The following is an 18313-nucleotide window of genomic DNA, read 5'->3' on the forward strand; positions in this document are numbered from 1 at the left end:
ACTCATACCGTTGTAAAGGCTGGTAGGAGTGGTCAGAGATTGCTTGCGTCCACTTTGTGGTTCCCAGAAGACGGGCACCCCGCATCCTCCTTCGGGAGGTGCGGAACAATTGAATACACGCACGGCGTGTAACCCAGATTTGACCATGTGCCCTCGGGTGCGTGTGTCGCCAGGGTTACGGCGGCCATAGCGAGAGGGAAACGCCCGGTCACATTCCGAACCCGGAAGCTAAGACTCTCAGCGCCGATGGTACTGCAGGGGGGACCCTGTGGGAGAGTAGGACACCGCCGGACACCATTCACGATGGCCACCCAGAAATGGGTGGCCATCGCTGTTTAACCGGTCGGTCTCTGTTCGAGGACGAACAGGAGCGGCCGGAGCGACGATGACCGTCGTCGCCCGACTCCGTAACGAGGAGCAGCGATGTCTCAGCACGACCCGACGCCCTCCCCGGAATCGAGGCCGCTCCAGAACGGCTTCGACCCCGTGGAGGAGCACGTCCTGTCAGACGAGCTCCTCCGGATCGAGCAGACTCCGCTCAACGAGAGGGCAGCCGGATACGTCCAGCTGCAGGAGCAGCTGCGCATCCGTCTCGAGAACGCGGACCGCGACCGATGACCGACGACTCGCGACTCGACTCGGCTCTCGCGGAACGGGGCATCGCCCGGTCCCGCACCCATGCCGCTCGGATGATCGCCGACGGTCTGGTGACGGTGGACGGCGTCCCTGCACTGAAGCCCTCGATCCGCGTCCGCGACGATCAGGACGTCGCGGTCGCCGGCCTCGACCACTACGTCAGCCGGGCCGCCCACAAGCTGCTCGCCGCCCTCGACACCTTCGCGACGGTGCGAGTCGCCGGCCGGAACGCTCTCGACGTCGGGGCGTCGACGGGCGGGTTCTCGCAGGTCCTGCTCGAGCGCGGCGCCGCCTCGGTGATCGCCCTCGACGTCGGGCACGCGCAGCTCGCTCCCCGGATCCGGTCCGACGATCGCGTCCACGTGGTGGAGGGGTTCAATGCGCGGGATCTCACCGCCGCCCGGCTCGCCGAAGCCGCCAGGACCGAGATCGTTCCGGACCTGGTCGTGTCCGACGTGTCCTTCATCTCCCTGCGGATGGTTCTGCCTCCGGTCGCCGCCTCTGTGGATCCGCTCGCTGACTTCGTGGTGCTGGTGAAGCCGCAGTTCGAGGTCGGCCGCTTGGGAGTGCGGGAGGGGATCGTCCGGGATCCGGAGCTGCGTCGCGAGGCCCTCTCGGACGTCCTGTGGTCGGCCTGGGACCTGGGGCTCGGCGTCGTCGGGCTGGCCGAGTCGCCACTCCCGGGGGGCGCTGGGAATCGCGAGTATCTGGCGCACCTCCACCGCGACCGCGGAACGATTCCGACAGAATGGAGGGACGCGGTCACCGCGTTCACCACCGGGTGACGCGAACGTGTCCGCCGCTGTCGACCGACCAGAAGGACACACCCTCGATGCAGTCCCCTCGTGACGAGCGCAACATCCTCGTCGTCGCCCACACCGGACGGACGGACTCCCTCGATGCGGCGGTCCTCGTCGTCGAGCGTCTCCGGAACTCCGGCGCCCACCCCGTCCTCTGCGCCGACGACAAGGGCGACATCGTCGCGGTCGCTCCGGATCTGAGCGACGTCGCCGTGCTCGGGTCCGACGTGCCGCTCGAGTCCATCGAGCTCGTGTTCGTGCTCGGCGGGGACGGGACTATCCTCCGCGCGGCGGAGATCGTCCGGTCCGGGACGGCCCCTCTGCTCGGCGTGAACCTCGGTCACGTCGGGTTCCTCGCCGAGAGCGAGCGGGACGATCTCGACGACGCCGTCGCCCGTGCGCTCGACGGCGACTACGCGGTCGAGGAGCGGATGACCCTGCAGGTGCGCGTCAAGATCGACGAGGCCGTCGTCTACGAGACCTGGGCGCTCAACGAGGCCACCGTCGAGAAGGGCAGCCGCGAGCGGATGCTCGAGGTCATGGTGGGCGTCGACGGACGGCCGCTGTCGAGCTTCGGCTGCGACGGCATCGTCGTGTCCACTCCGACCGGTTCCACCGCTTACGCCTTCTCCGGAGGCGGCCCCGTCGTGTGGCCGACCGTCGAGGCGATGCTCCTCGTTCCGCTCAGTGCCCATGCGCTCTTCGCGCGGCCCCTCGTCGTGGGTCCGTCGTCGAGCCTCGCCGTCGAGGTCAAGGAGAGGACCGACGGCGTCGGCGTCCTCTGGGCCGACGGCCGGCGCGCCTACGAGCTGCCGCCGGGAGCGCGCGTCGTCTACCGTCGCTCGCCCGTGCCCGTGCGCTTCGCGCGCCTGCACGACGCCCCCTTCACCGATCGACTCGTGCACAAGTTCGGTCTCCCCATCCGCGGATGGCGGGGGTCGGCGGAGACGGAGTAAGGCCCGATGCTCGAAGAGCTGCAGATCCGCGACCTCGGAGTGATCGCCGAGGCGACGCTCCCGCTCGGACCGGGCTTCACCGCGGTCACCGGCGAGACCGGCGCCGGCAAGACGATGGTGGTCACGGCGCTCGGCCTCGTGCTGGGCGCGCGCTCGGACGCGTCCGCGGTGCGCTCGGGAGCGAAGCAGGCCTGGGTGTCGGGGCGCTGGCTGGTCCCCGAGGAGGGCCCGGTCGCCGAGCGCGTCCATGACGCCGGCGGTGATCTCGACGGCCCGGAGCTGCTCCTCGCGCGGTCGGTCTCGGCGGAGGGACGCGGGCGAGCCGTCGTCGGCGGCCGGAGCGCACCTGTCAGCGTGCTGAGCGAGCTCGCCGATCAGCTGGTCGTCGTGCACGGGCAGTCGGACCAGATCCGCCTCCGCTCCGCCGCGGCGCAGCGCGAGGCGCTCGACCGGTTCGGGGGACCCGGTCTCGCCGACGCCCTCCGCGACTACGCGAGCGCCTTCGAGCGCTGGCGGGCCAACCGGGAGGAGCTCGACTCGCTCACCGAGGCCCGGGAGACGCGCGCCCGCGAAGCCGAACGGCTCCGCTCGGCCCTCGCCGAGATCGAGGTGGTCGCCCCCCAGCGCGGGGAGGACGTCGAGCTCGCGGCGCAGTCCGCCCGGCTCGGGAGCATCGAGCAGCTCCGGCTCGCCGCCGGCGAGGCCCGCGAGGCGATCTCGTCCGAGGAGCTGGACGGGCGGGACGCGCTCGGGCTCCTCGAGACGGCGCGGCGCGTGCTGGAGCGGGCGGCCGAGCACGACGCCGCCCTGCAGCCGACGGTCCAGACGCTCGGCGAGGCGGCGGTGCTCCTCGTCGACGCCGCCGGCGGGCTCTCCTCCTACCTGGCGGAGCTCGACCTCGACGGCGCGCACGACCTGGAGCTGATCGAGAACCGGCGGGCGGAGCTGTCCCTGCTCGCCCGCACCTACGGACCGACGCTGGACGACGTGCTCGACCTGGTGGACTCCTCCGGACTCCGCCTGCTCGAGCTCGACGGCGACGACGAGAGGATCGCGGCTCTCGAGGCCGACACCGCGGCCGACGCGGACCTCGTCGACCGCCTCGCGACCCGGCTGACCGAGCTGCGGACCGCGGCGGCCGCCGAGCTGGGGGAGCGGGTCAGCGACGAGCTCACCGCGCTGGCCATGGCGGATGCGCGCCTGCACGTGAAGGTGACGGCCGCGGGGGAGCCGAGCGTCCACGGGCGCGACTCCGTCGAGATGCTGCTCCAGCCGCACACCGGGGCCGCACCCCGGCCCCTCGCCCGCGGAGCCTCGGGCGGCGAGCTCTCGAGGGTGATGCTCGCGATCGAGGTCGTGGTCGCCGCCAACGACCCGGTGCCGACGTTCGTCTTCGACGAGGTCGACGCGGGGGTCGGCGGAGCAGCGGCGATCGAGATCGGCCGACGGCTCGCGCGGCTCGCCGAGACGTCGCAGGTCATCGTGGTGACCCACCTCGCGCAGGTCGCCGCATTCGCCACGAACCACCTCCGCGTCGAGAAGGGCTCGGACGGCGCGGTGACCTCGAGCGCCGTGACGCAGCTCGACTCCGAGGAGCGGGTGTCCGAGATGGCGCGCCTGCTCTCGGGGCTCACCGACTCCGCCAACGCTCTCGCTCATGCGCGGGAGCTCCTCGAATCGAGCCGACGGGGCTGATCGCGAGCGGCCCGGGACGACATCGATCCGTCCCGGGCGGTCCGCCGCCGCCGTTCTGCTGTTACGGTGGAACCCCGTGGTGGACTTTACGAACGCGGGCCTTTCCTCTTCTTCTCCCTCGGATCCCGAGGGCTCCTCCGGGTCCTCGACCCGGAACGCTTCGACGGCCGGGCAGGACGCCCCCTCGAAGATCACGAAGCACATCTTCGTCACCGGCGGTGTCGTCTCCTCGCTCGGCAAGGGACTCACGGCCGCGAGCCTGGGCAACCTGCTGACCGCGCGCGGGCTGCGCGTCGTCATGCAGAAGCTCGACCCGTACCTCAACGTGGACCCGGGGACGATGAACCCGTTCCAGCACGGCGAGGTCTTCGTGACCGACGACGGCGCCGAGACCGATCTCGACATCGGCCACTACGAGCGCTTCCTCGACATCAACCTGAACCAGGCCGCGAACGTCACGACCGGCCAGATCTACTCGCGGGTCATCGCGCGCGAGCGCGCCGGCGAGTACCTCGGCGACACGGTCCAGGTCATCCCGCACATCACGGACGAGATCAAGCGGCGCATGCGCCTCCAGTCGGAGGACGACCCGCAGCCGGACGTCATCATCACCGAGATCGGCGGCACCGTCGGCGACATCGAGAGCCAGCCGTTCATCGAGTCGGCCCGCCAGGTCCGCCACGAGCTCGGCCGCCGCAACGTCTTCTTCGTGCACGTCTCGCTGGTGCCCTTCATGGGCGCCTCCGGCGAGCAGAAGACCAAGCCCACCCAGCACTCCGTCGCGGCGCTGCGCTCGATCGGCATCCAGCCGGACGCGCTGGTGCTGCGGAGCGACCGGCCCGTGTCGGAGTCGAACAAGCGCAAGATCGCGCTGATGTGCGACGTCGACGAGCAGGCCGTGGTCAACGCCAAGGACGTCGCGTCGATCTACGAGATCCCGCAGATGCTCAACGAGCAGGGCCTCGACGCTTACATCATCGACCAGCTGGGCCTCCCGGCCGGCGAGGTCGTCTGGGACGGCTGGTCGCGACTGCTCGAGGCCGTGCACGAGCCCAAGCACGAGGTCACCATCGGCCTGGTCGGGAAGTACATCGACCTGCCCGACGCCTACCTCTCCGTGACGGAGGCTCTGCGAGCCGGCGGCTTCGCGCAGCAGACGAAGGTCGCCATCCGCTGGATCGCCTCCGACGGGCTCGAGGACCCCGAGGCTGCGGCCAAGGCGCTCTCCGAGCTCGACGGCATCTGCGTGCCCGGCGGCTTCGGCATCCGCGGCATCGAGGGCAAGCTCGGCGCGCTGCGCTTCGCGCGGGAGAACGGGATACCGACCCTCGGGCTCTGCCTCGGCCTGCAGTGCATGGTCATCGAGTACGCCCGCAACGAGGCCGGCCTCGAGGGGGCCTCGTCGTCGGAGTTCGACCCGGAGACGGAGTTCCCCGTCATCGCGACGATGGCCGAGCAGGTCGAGATCCTCGCGTCCGGGGACATGGGCGGCACGATGCGCCTCGGCCTCTACACGGCCGAGCTAGCCGAGGGCTCGATCGTCGCCGAGGTGTACGGCGCACCTGAGGCGGCCGAGCGCCACCGGCACCGCTACGAGGTCAACAACCGCTACCGCGACCGGATCGCCGAGGCGGGGCTCTGGTTCTCCGGCCTCTCGCCCGACGGCCACCTCGTGGAGTACGTCGAGCTGCCCCGCGAGAAGCACCCCTACTACGTGGGCACGCAGGCGCACCCGGAGCTCCGCTCGCGCCCGAACGCCGCGCACCCGCTCTTCCGCGGCCTCGTGACCGCCGCCCTCGAGCGCCAGGAGGCCTCGCGCCTCTTCCCGGCATCGGAGGCGGGCGCCGATGAGTGAGCCGCTGTCGGACGAGCTCGTCGAGCCGGAGGTCCTGACCAGTGAGCGCGTCTTCGACGGGATGGTCTGGGGCGTCCGCGCGGAGACGTTCCGCTACGGCGGCGGCGAGCTGCGCCGGGAGTTCCTCGATCACACGGGAGCCGTCGCGGTGCTGGCCCTCGACGACGAGGACCGCGTCGCCCTGATCAAGCAGTACCGGCACCCGGTCCGCACCCGCGAGTGGGAGATCCCGGCCGGCCTGCTCGACGTCGAGGGCGAGGATCCGCTGGTCGCCGCTCAGCGGGAGCTGGGCGAGGAGACGGACCTGCAGGCCGAGCGCTGGGACCTGCTCTCGGAGTTCGCCACCTCGCCGGGCGGCAGCGACGAGGTCATCCGGATCTACCTGGCCCGCGGGCTCTCGTCCACCGGCTCCGCCTTCGACCGCGAGGCGGAGGAGGCCGACATGGAGCTGCGGTGGGTGCCGCTGGACGAGGCGGTCGAGGCGGTCCTCGCCCGCCGGGTGCAGAACCCCTCGCTGACGATCGCGGTGCTCGCGGCGCACGCGTTCCGCTCGCGCGACTGGGACGGGCTGGGCGACGCGTCCTCGCCGTGGACGCGCCACCCGCGGGTCCGCCACCCCCGGGGGTGAGCCCCCGCGCCTGCGCCGAGGCGTACCTCCGGCAGGCGAGCGTGGAGCGCGGGCTCTCGGCGCACACGCTCGCGGCCTACCGGCGCGACCTGGAGCTCTACCTCGGCTGGCTCGAGGAGCGCGGGACCGTCGATCTGGCGCAGCTCGGACGCGTCGACGTGGGGGAGTTCTCCTCCTGGCTGGCCGCACGCCCGGAGCGGCCGCTCGCGGCGAGCTCGCGCGCACGGATCCTCTCGAGCGTCCGAGGGCTGCACCGCTTCGCCCTCGAGGAGGGGGTCGTCGCGGACGACGTGGCCCGGGACGTGCTGCCGCCGAAGATCCCGATGACCCTGCCGAAGGCGGTCACGGTCGAGCAGATGGCGGCGCTGCTCGACGCTGCGCGCGGCGAGGAGCTCGCGGACCTGCGGGACCGGGCCCTGCTGGAGCTGCTCTACGCGACGGGCGCGCGCATCTCGGAGGCGGTGGACCTGAACGTCGACGACGTGGTCGCCGCGGAGGTGGTGCGGCTGACGGGCAAGGGGTCCAAGCAGCGGATGGTGCCGCTCGGCCGCTTCGCCCGCGAGGCGGTCGACGAGTACCTCGTGCGTGCGCGGCCCGAGCTCTCGCGGAGGGGGCGCGCGACGCCGGCGCTCTTCCTGGGGGTCCGCGGGAGCCGCCTGTCGCGGCAGAGCGCCTGGCTGGTCATCCGCGCCGTCGCCGAGAAGGCTGGGCTGGACCGGGAGATCTCGCCGCACACCTTCCGGCACTCCTTCGCGACCCACCTGCTCGCGGGCGGCGCCGACGTCCGCGTGGTGCAGGAGCTCCTCGGGCACGCCTCGGTGGCGACGACGCAGATCTACACGCTGGTGACGGCGGACACGCTCCGGGACGTCTACACGTCCGCGCACCCGCGAGCGCGGCGCTAGAGCCGCGGACCCGCGCGGCGGGGCGCGGCGGCCGGGGAGCGGGGCGCCGGTACACTCGTCGGAGGCCGCGCGGGAGCGCACGCCGCCACGGAAGCGAGGACGACGCAGGTGACACGCAAGACGGACGACAAGGCCGAGCTCACCGGTCTCGAAGCCCCGACGCTCGGCCCGACCGGCCGCCCCCTGCGCGACTTCCCGCTGCCGGTGGAGCTCACCGGTCACGGCCCCGCCCGGATCATCTCGCTCTGCAACCAGAAGGGCGGCGTCGGCAAGACGACGACGACCATCAACCTGGGCGCGACCCTCGCCGAGTACGGCCGCCGCGTGCTGGCCATCGACTTCGACCCGCAGGGCGCCCTCTCGGCCGGCCTCGGGGTCACCACCTACGACGCCATCACGATCTACGACCTGCTCCTCGGCACCGTGAAGGACCCGGCCGAGGCGATCCGGAGGACCCGCGTGCCGGGCCTGGACGTCATCCCGGCCAACATCGACCTCTCCGCCGCCGAGGTCCACCTCGTCAACGAGGTCGCGCGCGAGCAGATCCTCGCCCGGGTGCTCCGCAAGGTGAGCGCGGACTACGACGTCATCCTGATCGACTGCCAGCCCTCGCTGGGCCTGCTCACGGTCAACGCGCTCACCGCGAGCCACGGCGTCCTCATCCCGCTCGAGTGCGAGTTCTTCGCGCTGCGCGGCGTCGCCCTGCTGATCGAGACGATCGACAAGGTCCGCGACCGGCTCAACCCGGTGATCGAGCTCGACGGCATCCTGCCCACGATGTACGACTCCCGCACCCTGCACTCGCGGGAGGTGCTCGACCGGGTGGTCGACGCCTTCGGCGACAGCGTGCTCGAGACGGTGATCGGCCGCACGGTGAAGTTCCCGGACGCCAGCGTGTCCGGCGTCCCGATCACCCAGTTCGCGCCCGAGCACAACGCCGCGAAGGCGTACCGCAAGCTCGCCAGGGAGCTGATCTCGCGTGGCGCGGTCGCCTGAGGTCCTCCTCGAGGAGCGCGCCGCTCCCCCCGGGTTCCACCTCGCGCTGACCAACTTCGAGGGTCCGTTCGACCTCCTGCTGAGCCTCATCGCGAAGCAGCAGGTCGACATCACCGAGATCGCGCTGAGCGCCGTGACGGACGAGTTCCTCTCGTACCTGCACGGGATCGACTCGCTCGAGGGGCTGGATCGCGCGTCGGAGTTCCTCGTCGTCGCCGCGACGCTCCTCGACCTGAAGATCGCCGGACTCCTGCCCCAGGGCGAGCTCGTCGACGCCGAGGACGCGGCGCTGCTGGAGGCGCGAGACCTGCTGTTCGCCCGGCTCCTGCAGTACCGCGCCTTCAAGCAGGTGTCGTCGTGGTTCGCCGAGCGGATCGCGATCGAGACCGCCCGCCACGTGCGGGACGTGCCTCTGGAGGAGGAGTACCGGTCCGCGAAGCCGGAGCTCGTCTGGACCCTGTCGCCCGCCGACTTCGCCGCCCTCGCGACCGTCGCCCTCGCTCCGCGCGAGCTGCCGACGGTGGGCCTGGACCACCTGCACGCCCCGCAGATCAGCATCCGGGAGCAGGCCGCGCACGTCGTGGCGATGCTGTGCGCCCGCGGGAGGGCCACCTTCGGCGAGCTGATCGCGGACGCCGACGAGAAGGGCGTGATCGTCGCGCGCTTCCTGGCCGTGCTCGAGCTCTACCGGCACGCCGCGATCTCGTTCGACCAGCCGGAGCCGCTCGGCGAGCTCACGCTGCGCTGGGTCGCCGAGCAGTGGAGCGATGCGAGCCTCGCCGCGCTCGGAGCCGACTATGACTCCTGACGCCGGCCCCGGGACCGTCGCGTTCGAGATCGACCGGGCGATCGAGGCGATCCTGATGGTCGCGGACGAGCCGCAGCCGCTCGCCTCCCTCGCGACCGCGCTGTCGAGGCCGATCGCCGTGGTCCGCCAGTCGATCGAGCGCCTGGTCGCCGACTACGACGGCGCCGACGGGGCGATCCGCCGGGGCTTCGAGCTGCGCGAGGTCGGTGCCGGCTGGCGGATCTACGTGCGCCGCGAGTACGACCCGGTGGTCAAGGACTTCGTCCTGACGCAGAACCCGACGCGGCTCTCGCAGGCGGCGCTCGAGACGCTCGCCGTGATCGCCTACAAGCAGCCGGTCTCGCGCGGTCAGGTCGCGCAGATCCGCGCGGTCAACGTCGACTCCGTCGCGCGCACCCTCCTCGGCCGCGGCCTCATCGCGGAGGTCGGCCACGACCCCGAGACGGGCGCGGTCCTCTACGGCACCACCGAGCAGCTGCTCGTGCACCTCGGCCTCACCTCGCTCGACGAGCTGCCGAAGATCTCCCCCCTACTGAGCGACGGAAGAGACGGATTCGATGAGCGCGCCTGACAGCGGCCCCGACGGCGAACGACTGCAGAAGGTCCTCGCGGCAGCGGGGGTCGCCTCCCGACGAGTGGTCGAGGAGATGATCGTGGCGCGGCGGATCCGCGTCAACGGCGAGGTGGCGGACGAGCTCGGCCGCCGCATCGATCCGGCGACCGACCGGATCGAGGTCGACGGGGTCGCGGTGCAGCTGGACACCTCGCGCCGCTACGTCATGCTCAACAAGCCGATCGGCGTCGTCAGCTCGCTGGCGGACGAGAACGGACGCACCGACCTCAGCCTCTACACGAAGAACTTCGAGGAGCGGCTGTTCAACGTCGGGCGCCTCGACGCCGAGACCTCGGGACTGCTGGTGCTGACCAACGACGGCGAGCTCGCCCACGTCCTCGCGCACCCGTCGTTCGGAGTGACGAAGACCTACATCGCGAAGGTGCACGGGCAGGTCCTCCCGCAGACGATCGCGACGCTGACCTCCGGGATCGAGCTCGACGACGGACCGGTGGCCGCCGACAAGGCGCGTCTCCTCGGCCGGCCGGAGGGCCGCTCGAACGCCTCGCTCGTCGAGATCACCCTGCACTCCGGTCGCAACCGGGTCGTCCGCCGGATGATGGCGGCTGTCGGCCACCCGGTGATCGAGCTCGTCCGGCGCCAGTTCGGGCCGCTGCACCTGGGCACCCTGCGCTCGGGCGATCTGCGCGACCTGACCCGGGAGGAGCTGGGCGCGCTGCTCACGATCGCGCGGCAGGGCGGCGAGGCGGTGGCGGCCGCTCCCGCGGTCCCCTCGAAGAAGGTGAGCGCGGGTGCGCGGCGGCCCCGGCCTGACAGCGGCGAGCGCGTCGCCCCGGCGGAGCGCGGCTCGGCCGGGCGATCCTCGGATCGCGGCGGATCGGCGGGACGGTCGTCCGACCGCGGCGGCTCGGCGGGACGGTCGTCCGATCGCGGCGGCTCCTCCGCCGGCGGCGGGCGGAGCGACGGTCCTCCGCGCCGGTCCGGCGCCGACAAGCAGCGCCGCGCCGATCGCTAGGCTGTCGGGGTGAACGAGCTCCTGCACCCCGCGCCGCCCGCGATGCGGACGACCGGGACGGTGCGGGTGGTCGGCTCCGGACTGCTCGGCGCCTCCATCGGCCTCGGCCTCGCCTCCCGCGGGATCGACGTCGTCCTCGACGACGCCTCGCCCGCGAGCCTCTCCCTCGCCATCGACTACGGGGCCGGCCGCGCCGCCTCCGCCGACGACCGGCCCTCCGTCGTCGTCGTCTGCGTCCCCCCTGACGTCACAGCGAGCGTCGTCGAGCGCGAGCTCGCGGCGCACCCCGGAGCCGTCGTCACCGACGTGGCGAGCGTCAAGACCCAGCCGCTGCGCGAGCTGCGCTCCCGCGGCGTCGACCTCGCCCGCTACATCGGCTCGCACCCGATGGCCGGCCGCGAGCGCGGCGGACCGGTCGCCGCGCGGGGAGACCTCTTCGTCGGCAGACCCTGGGTGATCTGCCGCGACGGCGAGACCGCGCCCGACGCGCTCGCAAGGGTGGAGGGCCTCGCTCTCGACCTCGGCGGCACCATCGTCGAGATGGACCCGGAGGAGCACGACCTCTCGGTCGGCCTCGTCTCGCACGCCCCGCAGGTGATCTCGTCACTGCTCGGCCAGCGCCTCCTCGACGCCCCGAACGCGGCGCTCCGCCTCGCCGGGCAGGGCGTCCGCGACGTCTCGCGCCTGGCGGCCTCGGCCCCCGAGCTCTGGATGCAGATCCTGGCCGCGAACCGCGAGCACGTCGTCGCGGTGCTCGACGCCTTCCGCGACGACGTCGCCGCGGTCGCCGACGCTCTCCGCGACCTCGAGGCGCCCGGCTCGCGCCGCGTGCTCGCCGAGCACCTGGCCGCGGGCAACGCCGGAGTGGCGCGCCTGCCCGGCAAGCACGGCCAGGACCAGCGCTTCTCGACCCTGATCGTCCTCGTCGACGACTCTCCCGGAACCCTCGCGCGGCTCCTGGTGGAGATCGGCGAGGCGGGCGTCAATCTCGAGGACGTGCGCCTCGAGCACGCGCAGGGGCGCCGAGTGGGTCTCGCCGAGATCTCGGTGGTGCCCGAAGCGGTCGCGCCGCTGACCGAAGAACTGACCATACGCGGCTGGAGGATCGCCGGATGAGCACCGAGCAGAACAGGCAGGAGGGCGGCCTGAACAGGATGACGCCCGCCCGCCGGGCACAGCAGAGCATCCCGGAGGACGGGGGCGCGGCTCCCGAGCGCGAGGCGCGCTCCGAGGCCGCCGAGCAGGGCGACTTCGGCGAGGCCGTCGTGGTCGCCATCGACGGCCCGGCCGGCAGCGGCAAGTCCAGCGTGTCGAGGGCTGCCGCCCGCCGCCTCGACTTCGAGTTCCTCGACACGGGAGCGGCCTACCGCGCGCTCGCCTGGCACGGGCTCGACCGCGGCCTCGACTTCGAGGACCAGGACGCGATCGTCGACGCGCTCGACGGCTTCGACTACTCCATCGGCACCGACCCCGAGTCGTACTCGGTGTGGGTCGGTCCGACCGAGGTGACCACCGCCATCCGCGAGCCCCGGGTGACCGCGCGCGTCTCGGCCGTGGCGAAGGTCCCCGAGGTCCGTCGGAGGATCACACTGCTGTTCCGGAGGATCATCGGCGAGACGCGTCGGGAGGGCATCATCGTCGAGGGCCGCGACATCACGACGGTCGTCGCACCGACCGCTCCGGTCCGGATCCTGCTGACGGCGAGCGAAGAGGCTAGAATGGCCAGGCGTTCGCGCGAGGTCACCACGGAATCCGCCGAGGCGACGGGTCAGGCGCTGCGGTCGAGGGACCGCGCCGACTCGCAGGTGGTCGACTTCATGAACGCCGCAGAAGGAGTCACTCTTCTCGACTCCACTCATCTCGACTTCGAGCAGACCGTCGACGCGGTCGTCGCCGAGGTCCGAACTTCGAGAGCAAGGGCCGGTCATGGCACAGGACACGCACGTCGGTGACGACGAGCTGAACTTCGGAGACGACGACCTCGTCGAGCGCCTCGGCGACCTCGACGAGCAGCTCGCCTCCTCACGCGCGCAGGCGCTCCGCAGCGGACTCGAGGACTACGACCTCGACGAGGAGGACCTCGACCTCCTCGAGTTCGCCGGGGAGGACTCGGACGAGGTCCGCTACCTCCCCGCCCTCCCGGTCGTGGCGATCGTGGGCCGCCCCAACGTCGGCAAGTCCGCGCTGGTGAACCGCATCCTCGGCCGCCGCGAGGCCGTCGTCGAGGACACCCCGGGCGTCACGCGCGACCGCGTGTCCTACAAGGCGGAGTGGATCGACCGGGCGTTCACCATCGTCGACACCGGCGGCTGGGAGCCCGACGCCCGCGGCATCGACGCCTCCGTCGCCATGCAGGCCGAGATCGCCATCGACCTCGCCGACGCCGTCATCTTCGTCGTCGACGCGAACGTCGGCGCGACCGCGACCGACGAGCACGTCGTGAAGCTGCTGCGCAAGACGAAGAAGCCGGTCTTCCTCGCCGCGAACAAGGTGGACGACGCCCGCCAGGAGCCGAACGCCGCCTCGCTGTGGTCGCTCGGCCTGGGCGAGCCCCGCCCCGTCTCGGCCGTCCACGGCCGCGGCGTCGCCGACCTTCTCGACGCGGTGCTCGAGAAGCTCCCTCTGGAGTCGGCCGTCGCCAAGCGCGAGGTCGGCGGACCGCGCCGCGTCGCGATCCTCGGCCGCCCGAACGTCGGCAAGTCCAGCCTGCTCAACAAGGCGGCGGGGGAGGAGCGGGTCGTCGTCAACGAGCTCGCCGGCACCACGCGCGACCCGGTCGACGAGCAGGTCGAGATCGCCGGCAAGGTCTGGCGCTTCGTCGACACCGCGGGCATCCGCCGCCGCGTGCACCTCCAGCAGGGCGCCGACTTCTACGCGTCGCTGCGCACCTCGACCGCGCTCGAGAAGGCCGAGGTCGCCGTCGTCGTCCTCGACGTCTCGCAGCCGATCTCGGAGCAGGACGTCCGCATCATCGACCTGGTGCTGGAGTCGGGCCGGGCGCTCGTGCTCGCCTTCAACAAGTGGGACCTCCTCGACGACGAGCGCCGCCGCTACCTCGAGCGCGAGATCGAGACCGACCTCGCCCACGTGGCGTGGGCGCCCCGCGTCAACATCTCGGCCCGCACCGGCCGCCACCTCGAGAAGCTCGTGCCGGCGCTCGAGCTCGCCCTCGAGTCGTGGGACACGCGCATCCCGACGGGCAAGTTCAACGCGTTCCTCGCCGAGCTCACCGCGGCGCACCCGCACCCCCTCCGCGGAGGCAAGCAGCCCCGCGTGCTCTTCGGCACGCAGGCCTCGTCCCGCCCGCCGACATTCGTCCTCTTCACGACGGGGTTCCTCGACCCGGGCTACCGCCGCTACATCGCGCGCCGCCTGCGCGAGATCTACGGCTTCCAGGGGTCGCCGGTGAACGTCAACATGCGCGTCCGCGAGAAGCGCGCGCGCTGAGCGCAGCCGCACCGTGTCCGGCCCGTGGGAGCTCCTCCCGCGGGCCGTCCGCGTCTCCGGGAGGAGCGGTCGTCGAGTCGAGGGGCGGATGCCGCTCCGATGCGGCTCGATCGAGCGGGTCGGCCTCGTCGCGAGCGGGAGTGACGGGCGGCGCGGTGCTGCCGAAGGCCCAGCGGCCTCCCTCGAACCGGGCGGTCGTCTCTCCGATCGGGCGTCGGCAGGGCCGGGAGGCCGATCAGTCGCCGGTGGCGAAGGGCCACCACGGCGGCAGGAGCCGTCGGTAGGCGGCGAGGTAGCTGCCGGGATCGCGGGGCGCGGGCAGGCGGAGCCACTGCTCCATCAGGCCGACGGAGCCCGCCGCGAGGAACGAGGCCGTCGCGTTCTCGAGGAACCCGAGCGGTGCGTCCGCGGCCGGGACGTCGAGGATCCCGGTGTCGAGCGTCGCGGAGACGGCGGTACGGAAGTGCCCCGCGAGCATCGCGCGGAGGCCCGAGTCGCCGCCGGGGGCGTCGAAGGCGCGGAGGTAGAGGTCGCGGTGGCCGTCCAGGTGGCCGAGGACGCGGGAGGTGCCCTCGCGGATGCTCGCGTCGGTCGCGGCGCCGCTCCGGAGCTGCTGCAGGTAGCCCTCGCGGATCGCGTCGAGCTCGTCCCGCAGGGCGGCGCAGAGCAGTTCTGCGGCGGAGGAGGCGTGGGCGTAGAAGGTGGAGCGGTTCACGCCGGCGAGATCCGTGATCTCGGAGACGGTGAGGGTGGCGACGTCGCGGCCGGTCGCGAGTTCGATGATGGCCCGGTGCAGGGCCACCTGTGATCGCTTCTGCCGCGCATCCACTGCTGACGCCTCCCGAGCTGCCGACGGCGCGTCGACCCGTGCCGACGCGTTCCGCGCAGCGAGTCTACGGGGCCCGCTCGTTTTCACTTCCGGCGTCGGCATCCGCTAGGGTAGTCGAGTTGCCCGGGCCTCGGCCCGGTCTGCCACGGGCTGTGGCGCAGCTTGGTAGCGCACTTGACTGGGGGTCAAGGGGTCGCAGGTTCAAATCCTGTCAGCCCGACGGAAAGCCCTGATGAGACCACTGGTCGTCGTCAGGGCTTCCGTCGTTTCCGGGCCTCGTCGTGACGCTGCGGACCGCTCACCGGAGCGCTGCGGCGACCTCGGCGAAGGCCTCGCGACGTCGAGCGGAGCGCGCCTCCCGCTCGGCGGGATCCCGTGCCCAGAGCGCCTGTCGGGACGGATGGAAGGTGCGGATCACCGTGAGGCCGCGCTCGCGCTCGATCGCCGGGTGCCGCCTGAGGAGGCGCCGCCAGCCGTGATCGGCGTCGCCGCCCTGAAGGAGGACCACCTCGACGTCGGGGGCGAGCGCGAGCAGATGCAGGACGGTCTCGACGCCGGCGTCGAGCTGCTCGGCGTTCGGCGCCTGGTTGATGTACCAGGGGTAGGCGTTCCACGGCAGCAGGTCGGCGGGGGCGAGGCCCACCTCGTCCATCAGCCCGGCCATGAGCTCCGCCGTCGGGTCGTCGTTCTCGGTGCAGAGGAAGCCGCTTCCGACGCCGTCCTGGGTGGCGGGGCCGGGATCGCGGAGGACGCTGAGGACGCGCGCCTCCACTCCGCCGTGCAGGGGAGCGACGTAGGGCAGCCAGCCGCGTCCGTAGGGGTTCCGCAGCTCGTCGACCCAGCGGTTCACGGGAGCCACGTGCGGTGCATAGCGCTGCTCCCACTGGGCGCGGCGGAAGGAGAGGTCGGCCATGGAGCGGGGCATGTCCGCACCCTAGAGGGTCACCGGGGCGGCGCGGCACCCTTCCTGGTCGTCGGCCGTGCCGGCGGCGTCCGGACTGAGAAGCCGGAGCGGCATGCACGGCGTCTCCCCGACCGCCCGCAAGGGCGGCGGCAGGCCGGCTCCCTAGCGTCGGTGGACGTGACCCACTCCGCTCCGCTCGCCCGCTGGTGGCGCGAACCCTGGTGGGCGCGGCTCACCCTCCTCGCGATCCTGTGCGGTTCGACGGTCCTCACCGGCTGGAATCTCGCCCGGGGCGGAGACGCCGTCTTCTACGAGGCGGCGGCACGGTCGATGTCGGAGTCGTGGCACGCGCTGGCGTTCGGAGCCTTCGATCCCGCCGCCACGGTGACGCTGGACAAGCTGGCGGGGTTCGCGGTGCCGCAGGCGCTGAGCATCCGGCTGTTCGGCATGTCGACGTCGTCGATCGCGCTGCCGCAGCTGATCGAGGGGCTGATCACGGTCGCGGCGTGCTCGGTCGTCGGGCTCCGGTGGGGCGGCCGGGGGCTCGGGCTGGTCGCGGCGGCAGCGGCGGCGAGCACGCCGATCCTCGTGTCGATGTTCGGGCACCCGATGGAGGACGGGCTGCTCACGGCGGCACTCGCTGTGGCGCTGGTGTGGTGGCAGCGAGCGGTGCTGACCGGGCGGTGGTGGCCGCTCCTGATGACCGGGCTGTCCATCGGGATCGGCTTCCAGGCGAAGATGATGCAGGCCTGGTTCGTCCTGCCGGCGCTCGTGGTGGCGACTCTCGTCGGGGTGCACGGGTGGCGCCGAGCCCTCGCCTGGGCGGGCGGGCTCCTGGCCGTCGCGGTGGGTGCCTCCGTGGCGTGGACGGTCGCGATCCAGGCGGTGCCCGCGGGCGGCCGGCCGTACATCGACGGGTCGACGGGGAACGACGTGTTCGCGATGGTGTTCGGATTCAACGGGCTCGACCGGCTGATCTCGGGCGCGGTGCCCGGCGCCGTCGTCGCGTCCGCCCACGTCGCGGCGATGGGCGGAGCGGCGGGATCGTCGCCGGTGAAGCTTCTGCTCGCGCAGTACGCGACCCAGGTGGGCTGGCTGTACCCCGCGGCGCTCGCGGGGCTGATCCTGGGGGCGGTGCGCTGGCGGCCGCGGCGGGGGAGCACCCGCGGTCCGTTCGCCCTCCTGGTCCTGACCGCGGTGTGGCTGGCGACGGCGGCGGCGGTGCTCTCGGTGGCGACGGTGCCGCACACCGCCTACGTCGCGGCGATCGGAGTGCAGCTGGCGCTCCTCGCGGCGCTGGGCTGGGCGGAGGCGGTGCGGCTGCTCGCGTCGACCCGGGTCGTCGCGCGGCTGGTGCTGCCGCTCCTCCTCGTCGCGCAGACGGCGTGGAGCGCGGCGCTCGCCGTGGGCGGGCAGCTGCCCGCGGTGCTGGGCCTGCCGTTCGCGGCGCTCGCCGGAGCAGGGCTCGTCGTGGTCGCGGTGGCGGCGCGGCGACGGAGGGGCGGTGCGGTGGAGCGAGCGGTCGGGAGCCGGAGGGAAGCGGCCCGGCGTCGTCCCGTCGCGCTCGCGGCAGCGGTCGTGATCCTGGCCGGGCCGGTCGCGTTCAGCCTGCAGGTGCTCGACGCGTCCCTCGACGGGTCGGGCGGCGACGCGCTCGTCGGCCTGCGCTTCCCGCAGCGGGCCGAGACCTCGGCTCCGTTCGCGGTCTCGTCGCCGGACGCGGTCGGCGGGCACGACTCGATGACCGCCGACGAGACCGGCCTGGTCGCCGCCGCTCGTGCCGCCGGCGGCGGGGTGGACGGGGCGCCCCTGTTCCTCACCGACTCCTGGGCGATCTCGGCGCCGATCATCACGGCGACCGGCGCGAGCGTGCTCACCGACGGCGGCTACTCCGGCCAGGCGCGGGTCTTCACCGAGCAGGACGTCACCCGGATGATCGCGGCAGGACGCACGCCTCTGCTGGTGCTGAAGAACTCCGCTCCGCCGACCGAGTCGGTGCGGAAGGCCGCAGTGGCGGACGGGTGCACCGAGCTGCAGGAGTGGGGGCCGGCGGCGACGGAGTCGGGGGAGCACGCCTCCGCGGTCACCGGGTTCTCCTTGTGGAGGTGCGGACCGGTGCCGCAGAGCTCGGCGGGCGGGGTGGCGGCTGTCGGCCGGTGACGGCGTCTGGTGATTCTCGCGTCGATGCGATCGCGACCCCGGCGGAACGGCGAGGAGCGGCTGCCGCCTGCCGCTCGGAGGATCGAGCCGGGCCGAGGAGGTCGG

Annotated in this window: 16 protein-coding genes, 1 tRNA gene, 1 rRNA gene and 1 pseudogene; 17 read left to right on the forward strand and 2 right to left on the reverse strand. The window is 72.6% G+C overall.

Annotated features, from left to right (window positions below; genetic code table 11):
* The first annotated feature begins 176 nt into the window (after positions 1-176).
* The 15 genes and pseudogenes from rrf to der all read left to right on the forward strand — a co-directional run bounded on the left by rrf (position 177) and on the right by der (position 14315).
* Positions 177-293 (forward strand): 5S ribosomal RNA (gene rrf / locus C5B93_RS10440).
* A gap of 130 nt (positions 294-423) precedes the next feature.
* Positions 424-618: a hypothetical protein gene (locus C5B93_RS10445; RefSeq protein WP_104292431.1), complete on the forward strand. Its 195-nt coding sequence runs from the start codon at positions 424-426 to the stop codon at positions 616-618.
* On the forward strand, positions 615-1421 hold the full coding sequence (locus tag C5B93_RS10450; protein WP_104292432.1) for a TlyA family RNA methyltransferase: 807 nt from the start codon (positions 615-617) through the stop codon (positions 1419-1421). The genes C5B93_RS10445 and C5B93_RS10450 overlap by 4 nt, the downstream gene beginning before the upstream one ends.
* 47 nt (positions 1422-1468) lie before the next feature.
* Positions 1469-2392 carry an NAD kinase gene (locus tag C5B93_RS10455; RefSeq protein WP_104222498.1) on the forward strand — a complete coding sequence of 308 codons (924 nt, stop codon included), beginning with the start codon at positions 1469-1471 and terminating at the stop codon, positions 2390-2392.
* Between the two features lie 6 nt (positions 2393-2398).
* A complete protein-coding gene (gene recN / locus C5B93_RS10460) occupies positions 2399-4087 on the forward strand; it encodes a DNA repair protein RecN (protein WP_104247183.1) in 1689 nt (562 codons plus the stop codon).
* A 190-nt stretch (positions 4088-4277) separates the two neighbouring features.
* Entirely contained in the window at positions 4278-5942 is a 1665-nt protein-coding gene (locus tag C5B93_RS10465) for a CTP synthase (RefSeq protein WP_104222604.1), read from the forward strand.
* Entirely contained in the window at positions 5935-6570 is a 636-nt protein-coding gene (locus C5B93_RS10470) for an NUDIX hydrolase (protein WP_104233392.1), read from the forward strand. The genes C5B93_RS10465 and C5B93_RS10470 overlap by 8 nt, the downstream gene beginning before the upstream one ends.
* Entirely contained in the window at positions 6567-7475 is a 909-nt protein-coding gene (gene xerD, locus C5B93_RS10475; protein WP_104292433.1) for a site-specific tyrosine recombinase XerD, read from the forward strand. Before C5B93_RS10470 ends, xerD begins: the two co-directional genes overlap by 4 nt.
* A 108-nt stretch (positions 7476-7583) precedes the next feature.
* Positions 7584-8471 carry a ParA family protein gene (locus C5B93_RS10480; RefSeq protein WP_104222502.1) on the forward strand — a complete coding sequence of 296 codons (888 nt, stop codon included), beginning with the start codon at positions 7584-7586 and terminating at the stop codon, positions 8469-8471.
* Positions 8455-9279, forward strand: coding sequence for a ScpA family protein (locus C5B93_RS10485; protein WP_104292434.1), 825 nt, complete (start codon positions 8455-8457; stop codon positions 9277-9279). Before C5B93_RS10480 ends, C5B93_RS10485 begins: the two co-directional genes overlap by 17 nt.
* A complete protein-coding gene (scpB, locus tag C5B93_RS10490; protein WP_104238575.1) occupies positions 9269-9850 on the forward strand; it encodes an SMC-Scp complex subunit ScpB in 582 nt (193 codons plus the stop codon). Before C5B93_RS10485 ends, scpB begins: the two co-directional genes overlap by 11 nt.
* Positions 9837-10595: pseudogene (locus tag C5B93_RS10495) on the forward strand (pseudouridine synthase); the annotation flags it as partial. The gene scpB and the pseudogene C5B93_RS10495, both read left to right, overlap by 14 nt.
* Positions 10596-10910: 315 nt before the next feature.
* Positions 10911-11984 (forward strand): prephenate dehydrogenase, encoded by a 1074-nt coding sequence (locus C5B93_RS10500; protein WP_104222605.1) that lies wholly within the window; start codon positions 10911-10913, stop codon positions 11982-11984.
* Positions 11981-12820: a (d)CMP kinase gene (gene cmk / locus C5B93_RS10505; protein WP_244230649.1), complete on the forward strand. Its 840-nt coding sequence runs from the start codon at positions 11981-11983 to the stop codon at positions 12818-12820. Before C5B93_RS10500 ends, cmk begins: the two co-directional genes overlap by 4 nt.
* Positions 12795-14315 (forward strand): ribosome biogenesis GTPase Der, encoded by a 1521-nt coding sequence (gene der, locus C5B93_RS10510; protein ID WP_104222506.1) that lies wholly within the window; start codon positions 12795-12797, stop codon positions 14313-14315. The genes cmk and der overlap by 26 nt, the downstream gene beginning before the upstream one ends.
* Positions 14316-14550: 235 nt before the next feature.
* Here the strand turns inward: der and C5B93_RS10515 are convergent, their stop codons facing one another.
* Positions 14551-15117, reverse strand: a complete 567-nt coding sequence (locus C5B93_RS10515) for a TetR/AcrR family transcriptional regulator (RefSeq protein WP_104250723.1) — start codon at positions 15115-15117, stop codon at positions 14551-14553.
* Positions 15118-15290: 173 nt separating this feature from the next.
* On the opposite strand from C5B93_RS10515, the gene C5B93_RS10520 reads away from it, so the two are divergent.
* Positions 15291-15364 (forward strand) — tRNA-Pro (locus tag C5B93_RS10520).
* Between the two features lie 78 nt (positions 15365-15442).
* Here the strand turns inward: C5B93_RS10520 and C5B93_RS17675 are convergent.
* On the reverse strand, positions 15443-16069 hold the full coding sequence (locus tag C5B93_RS17675; protein ID WP_104250724.1) for a uracil-DNA glycosylase: 627 nt from the start codon (positions 16067-16069) through the stop codon (positions 15443-15445).
* Positions 16070-16225: 156 nt separating this feature from the next.
* Between C5B93_RS17675 and C5B93_RS10530 the strand changes: the two genes are divergently transcribed.
* Positions 16226-18208 carry a glycosyltransferase family 39 protein gene (locus C5B93_RS10530; RefSeq protein WP_104292436.1) on the forward strand — a complete coding sequence of 661 codons (1983 nt, stop codon included), beginning with the start codon at positions 16226-16228 and terminating at the stop codon, positions 18206-18208.
* Positions 18209-18313 lie beyond the last annotated feature (105 nt).

It is taken from the genome of Rathayibacter sp. AY1A2, assembly GCF_002930935.1.
Lineage (GTDB): Bacteria > Actinomycetota > Actinomycetes > Actinomycetales > Microbacteriaceae > Rathayibacter.

Excerpts from the sequence above, each read along its gene's own strand:
- C5B93_RS10445 (WP_104292431.1), top strand. The coding sequence starts at position 424 with ATGTCTCAGCACGACCCGACGCCCTCCCCGGAATCGAGGCCGCTCCAG.
- C5B93_RS10450 (WP_104292432.1), top strand. The coding sequence starts at position 615 with ATGACCGACGACTCGCGACTCGACTCGGCTCTCGCGGAACGGGGCATC.
- C5B93_RS10455 (WP_104222498.1), top strand. The coding sequence starts at position 1,469 with ATGCAGTCCCCTCGTGACGAGCGCAACATCCTCGTCGTCGCCCACACC.
- recN (WP_104247183.1), top strand. The coding sequence starts at position 2,399 with ATGCTCGAAGAGCTGCAGATCCGCGACCTCGGAGTGATCGCCGAGGCG.
- C5B93_RS10470 (WP_104233392.1), top strand. The coding sequence starts at position 5,935 with ATGAGTGAGCCGCTGTCGGACGAGCTCGTCGAGCCGGAGGTCCTGACC.
- scpB (WP_104238575.1), top strand. The coding sequence starts at position 9,269 with ATGACTCCTGACGCCGGCCCCGGGACCGTCGCGTTCGAGATCGACCGG.
- C5B93_RS10500 (WP_104222605.1), top strand. The coding sequence starts at position 10,911 with ATGCGGACGACCGGGACGGTGCGGGTGGTCGGCTCCGGACTGCTCGGC.
- cmk (WP_244230649.1), top strand. The coding sequence starts at position 11,981 with ATGAGCACCGAGCAGAACAGGCAGGAGGGCGGCCTGAACAGGATGACG.
- der (WP_104222506.1), top strand. The coding sequence starts at position 12,795 with ATGGCACAGGACACGCACGTCGGTGACGACGAGCTGAACTTCGGAGAC.
- C5B93_RS17675 (WP_104250724.1), bottom strand. The coding sequence starts at position 16,069 with ATGCCCCGCTCCATGGCCGACCTCTCCTTCCGCCGCGCCCAGTGGGAG.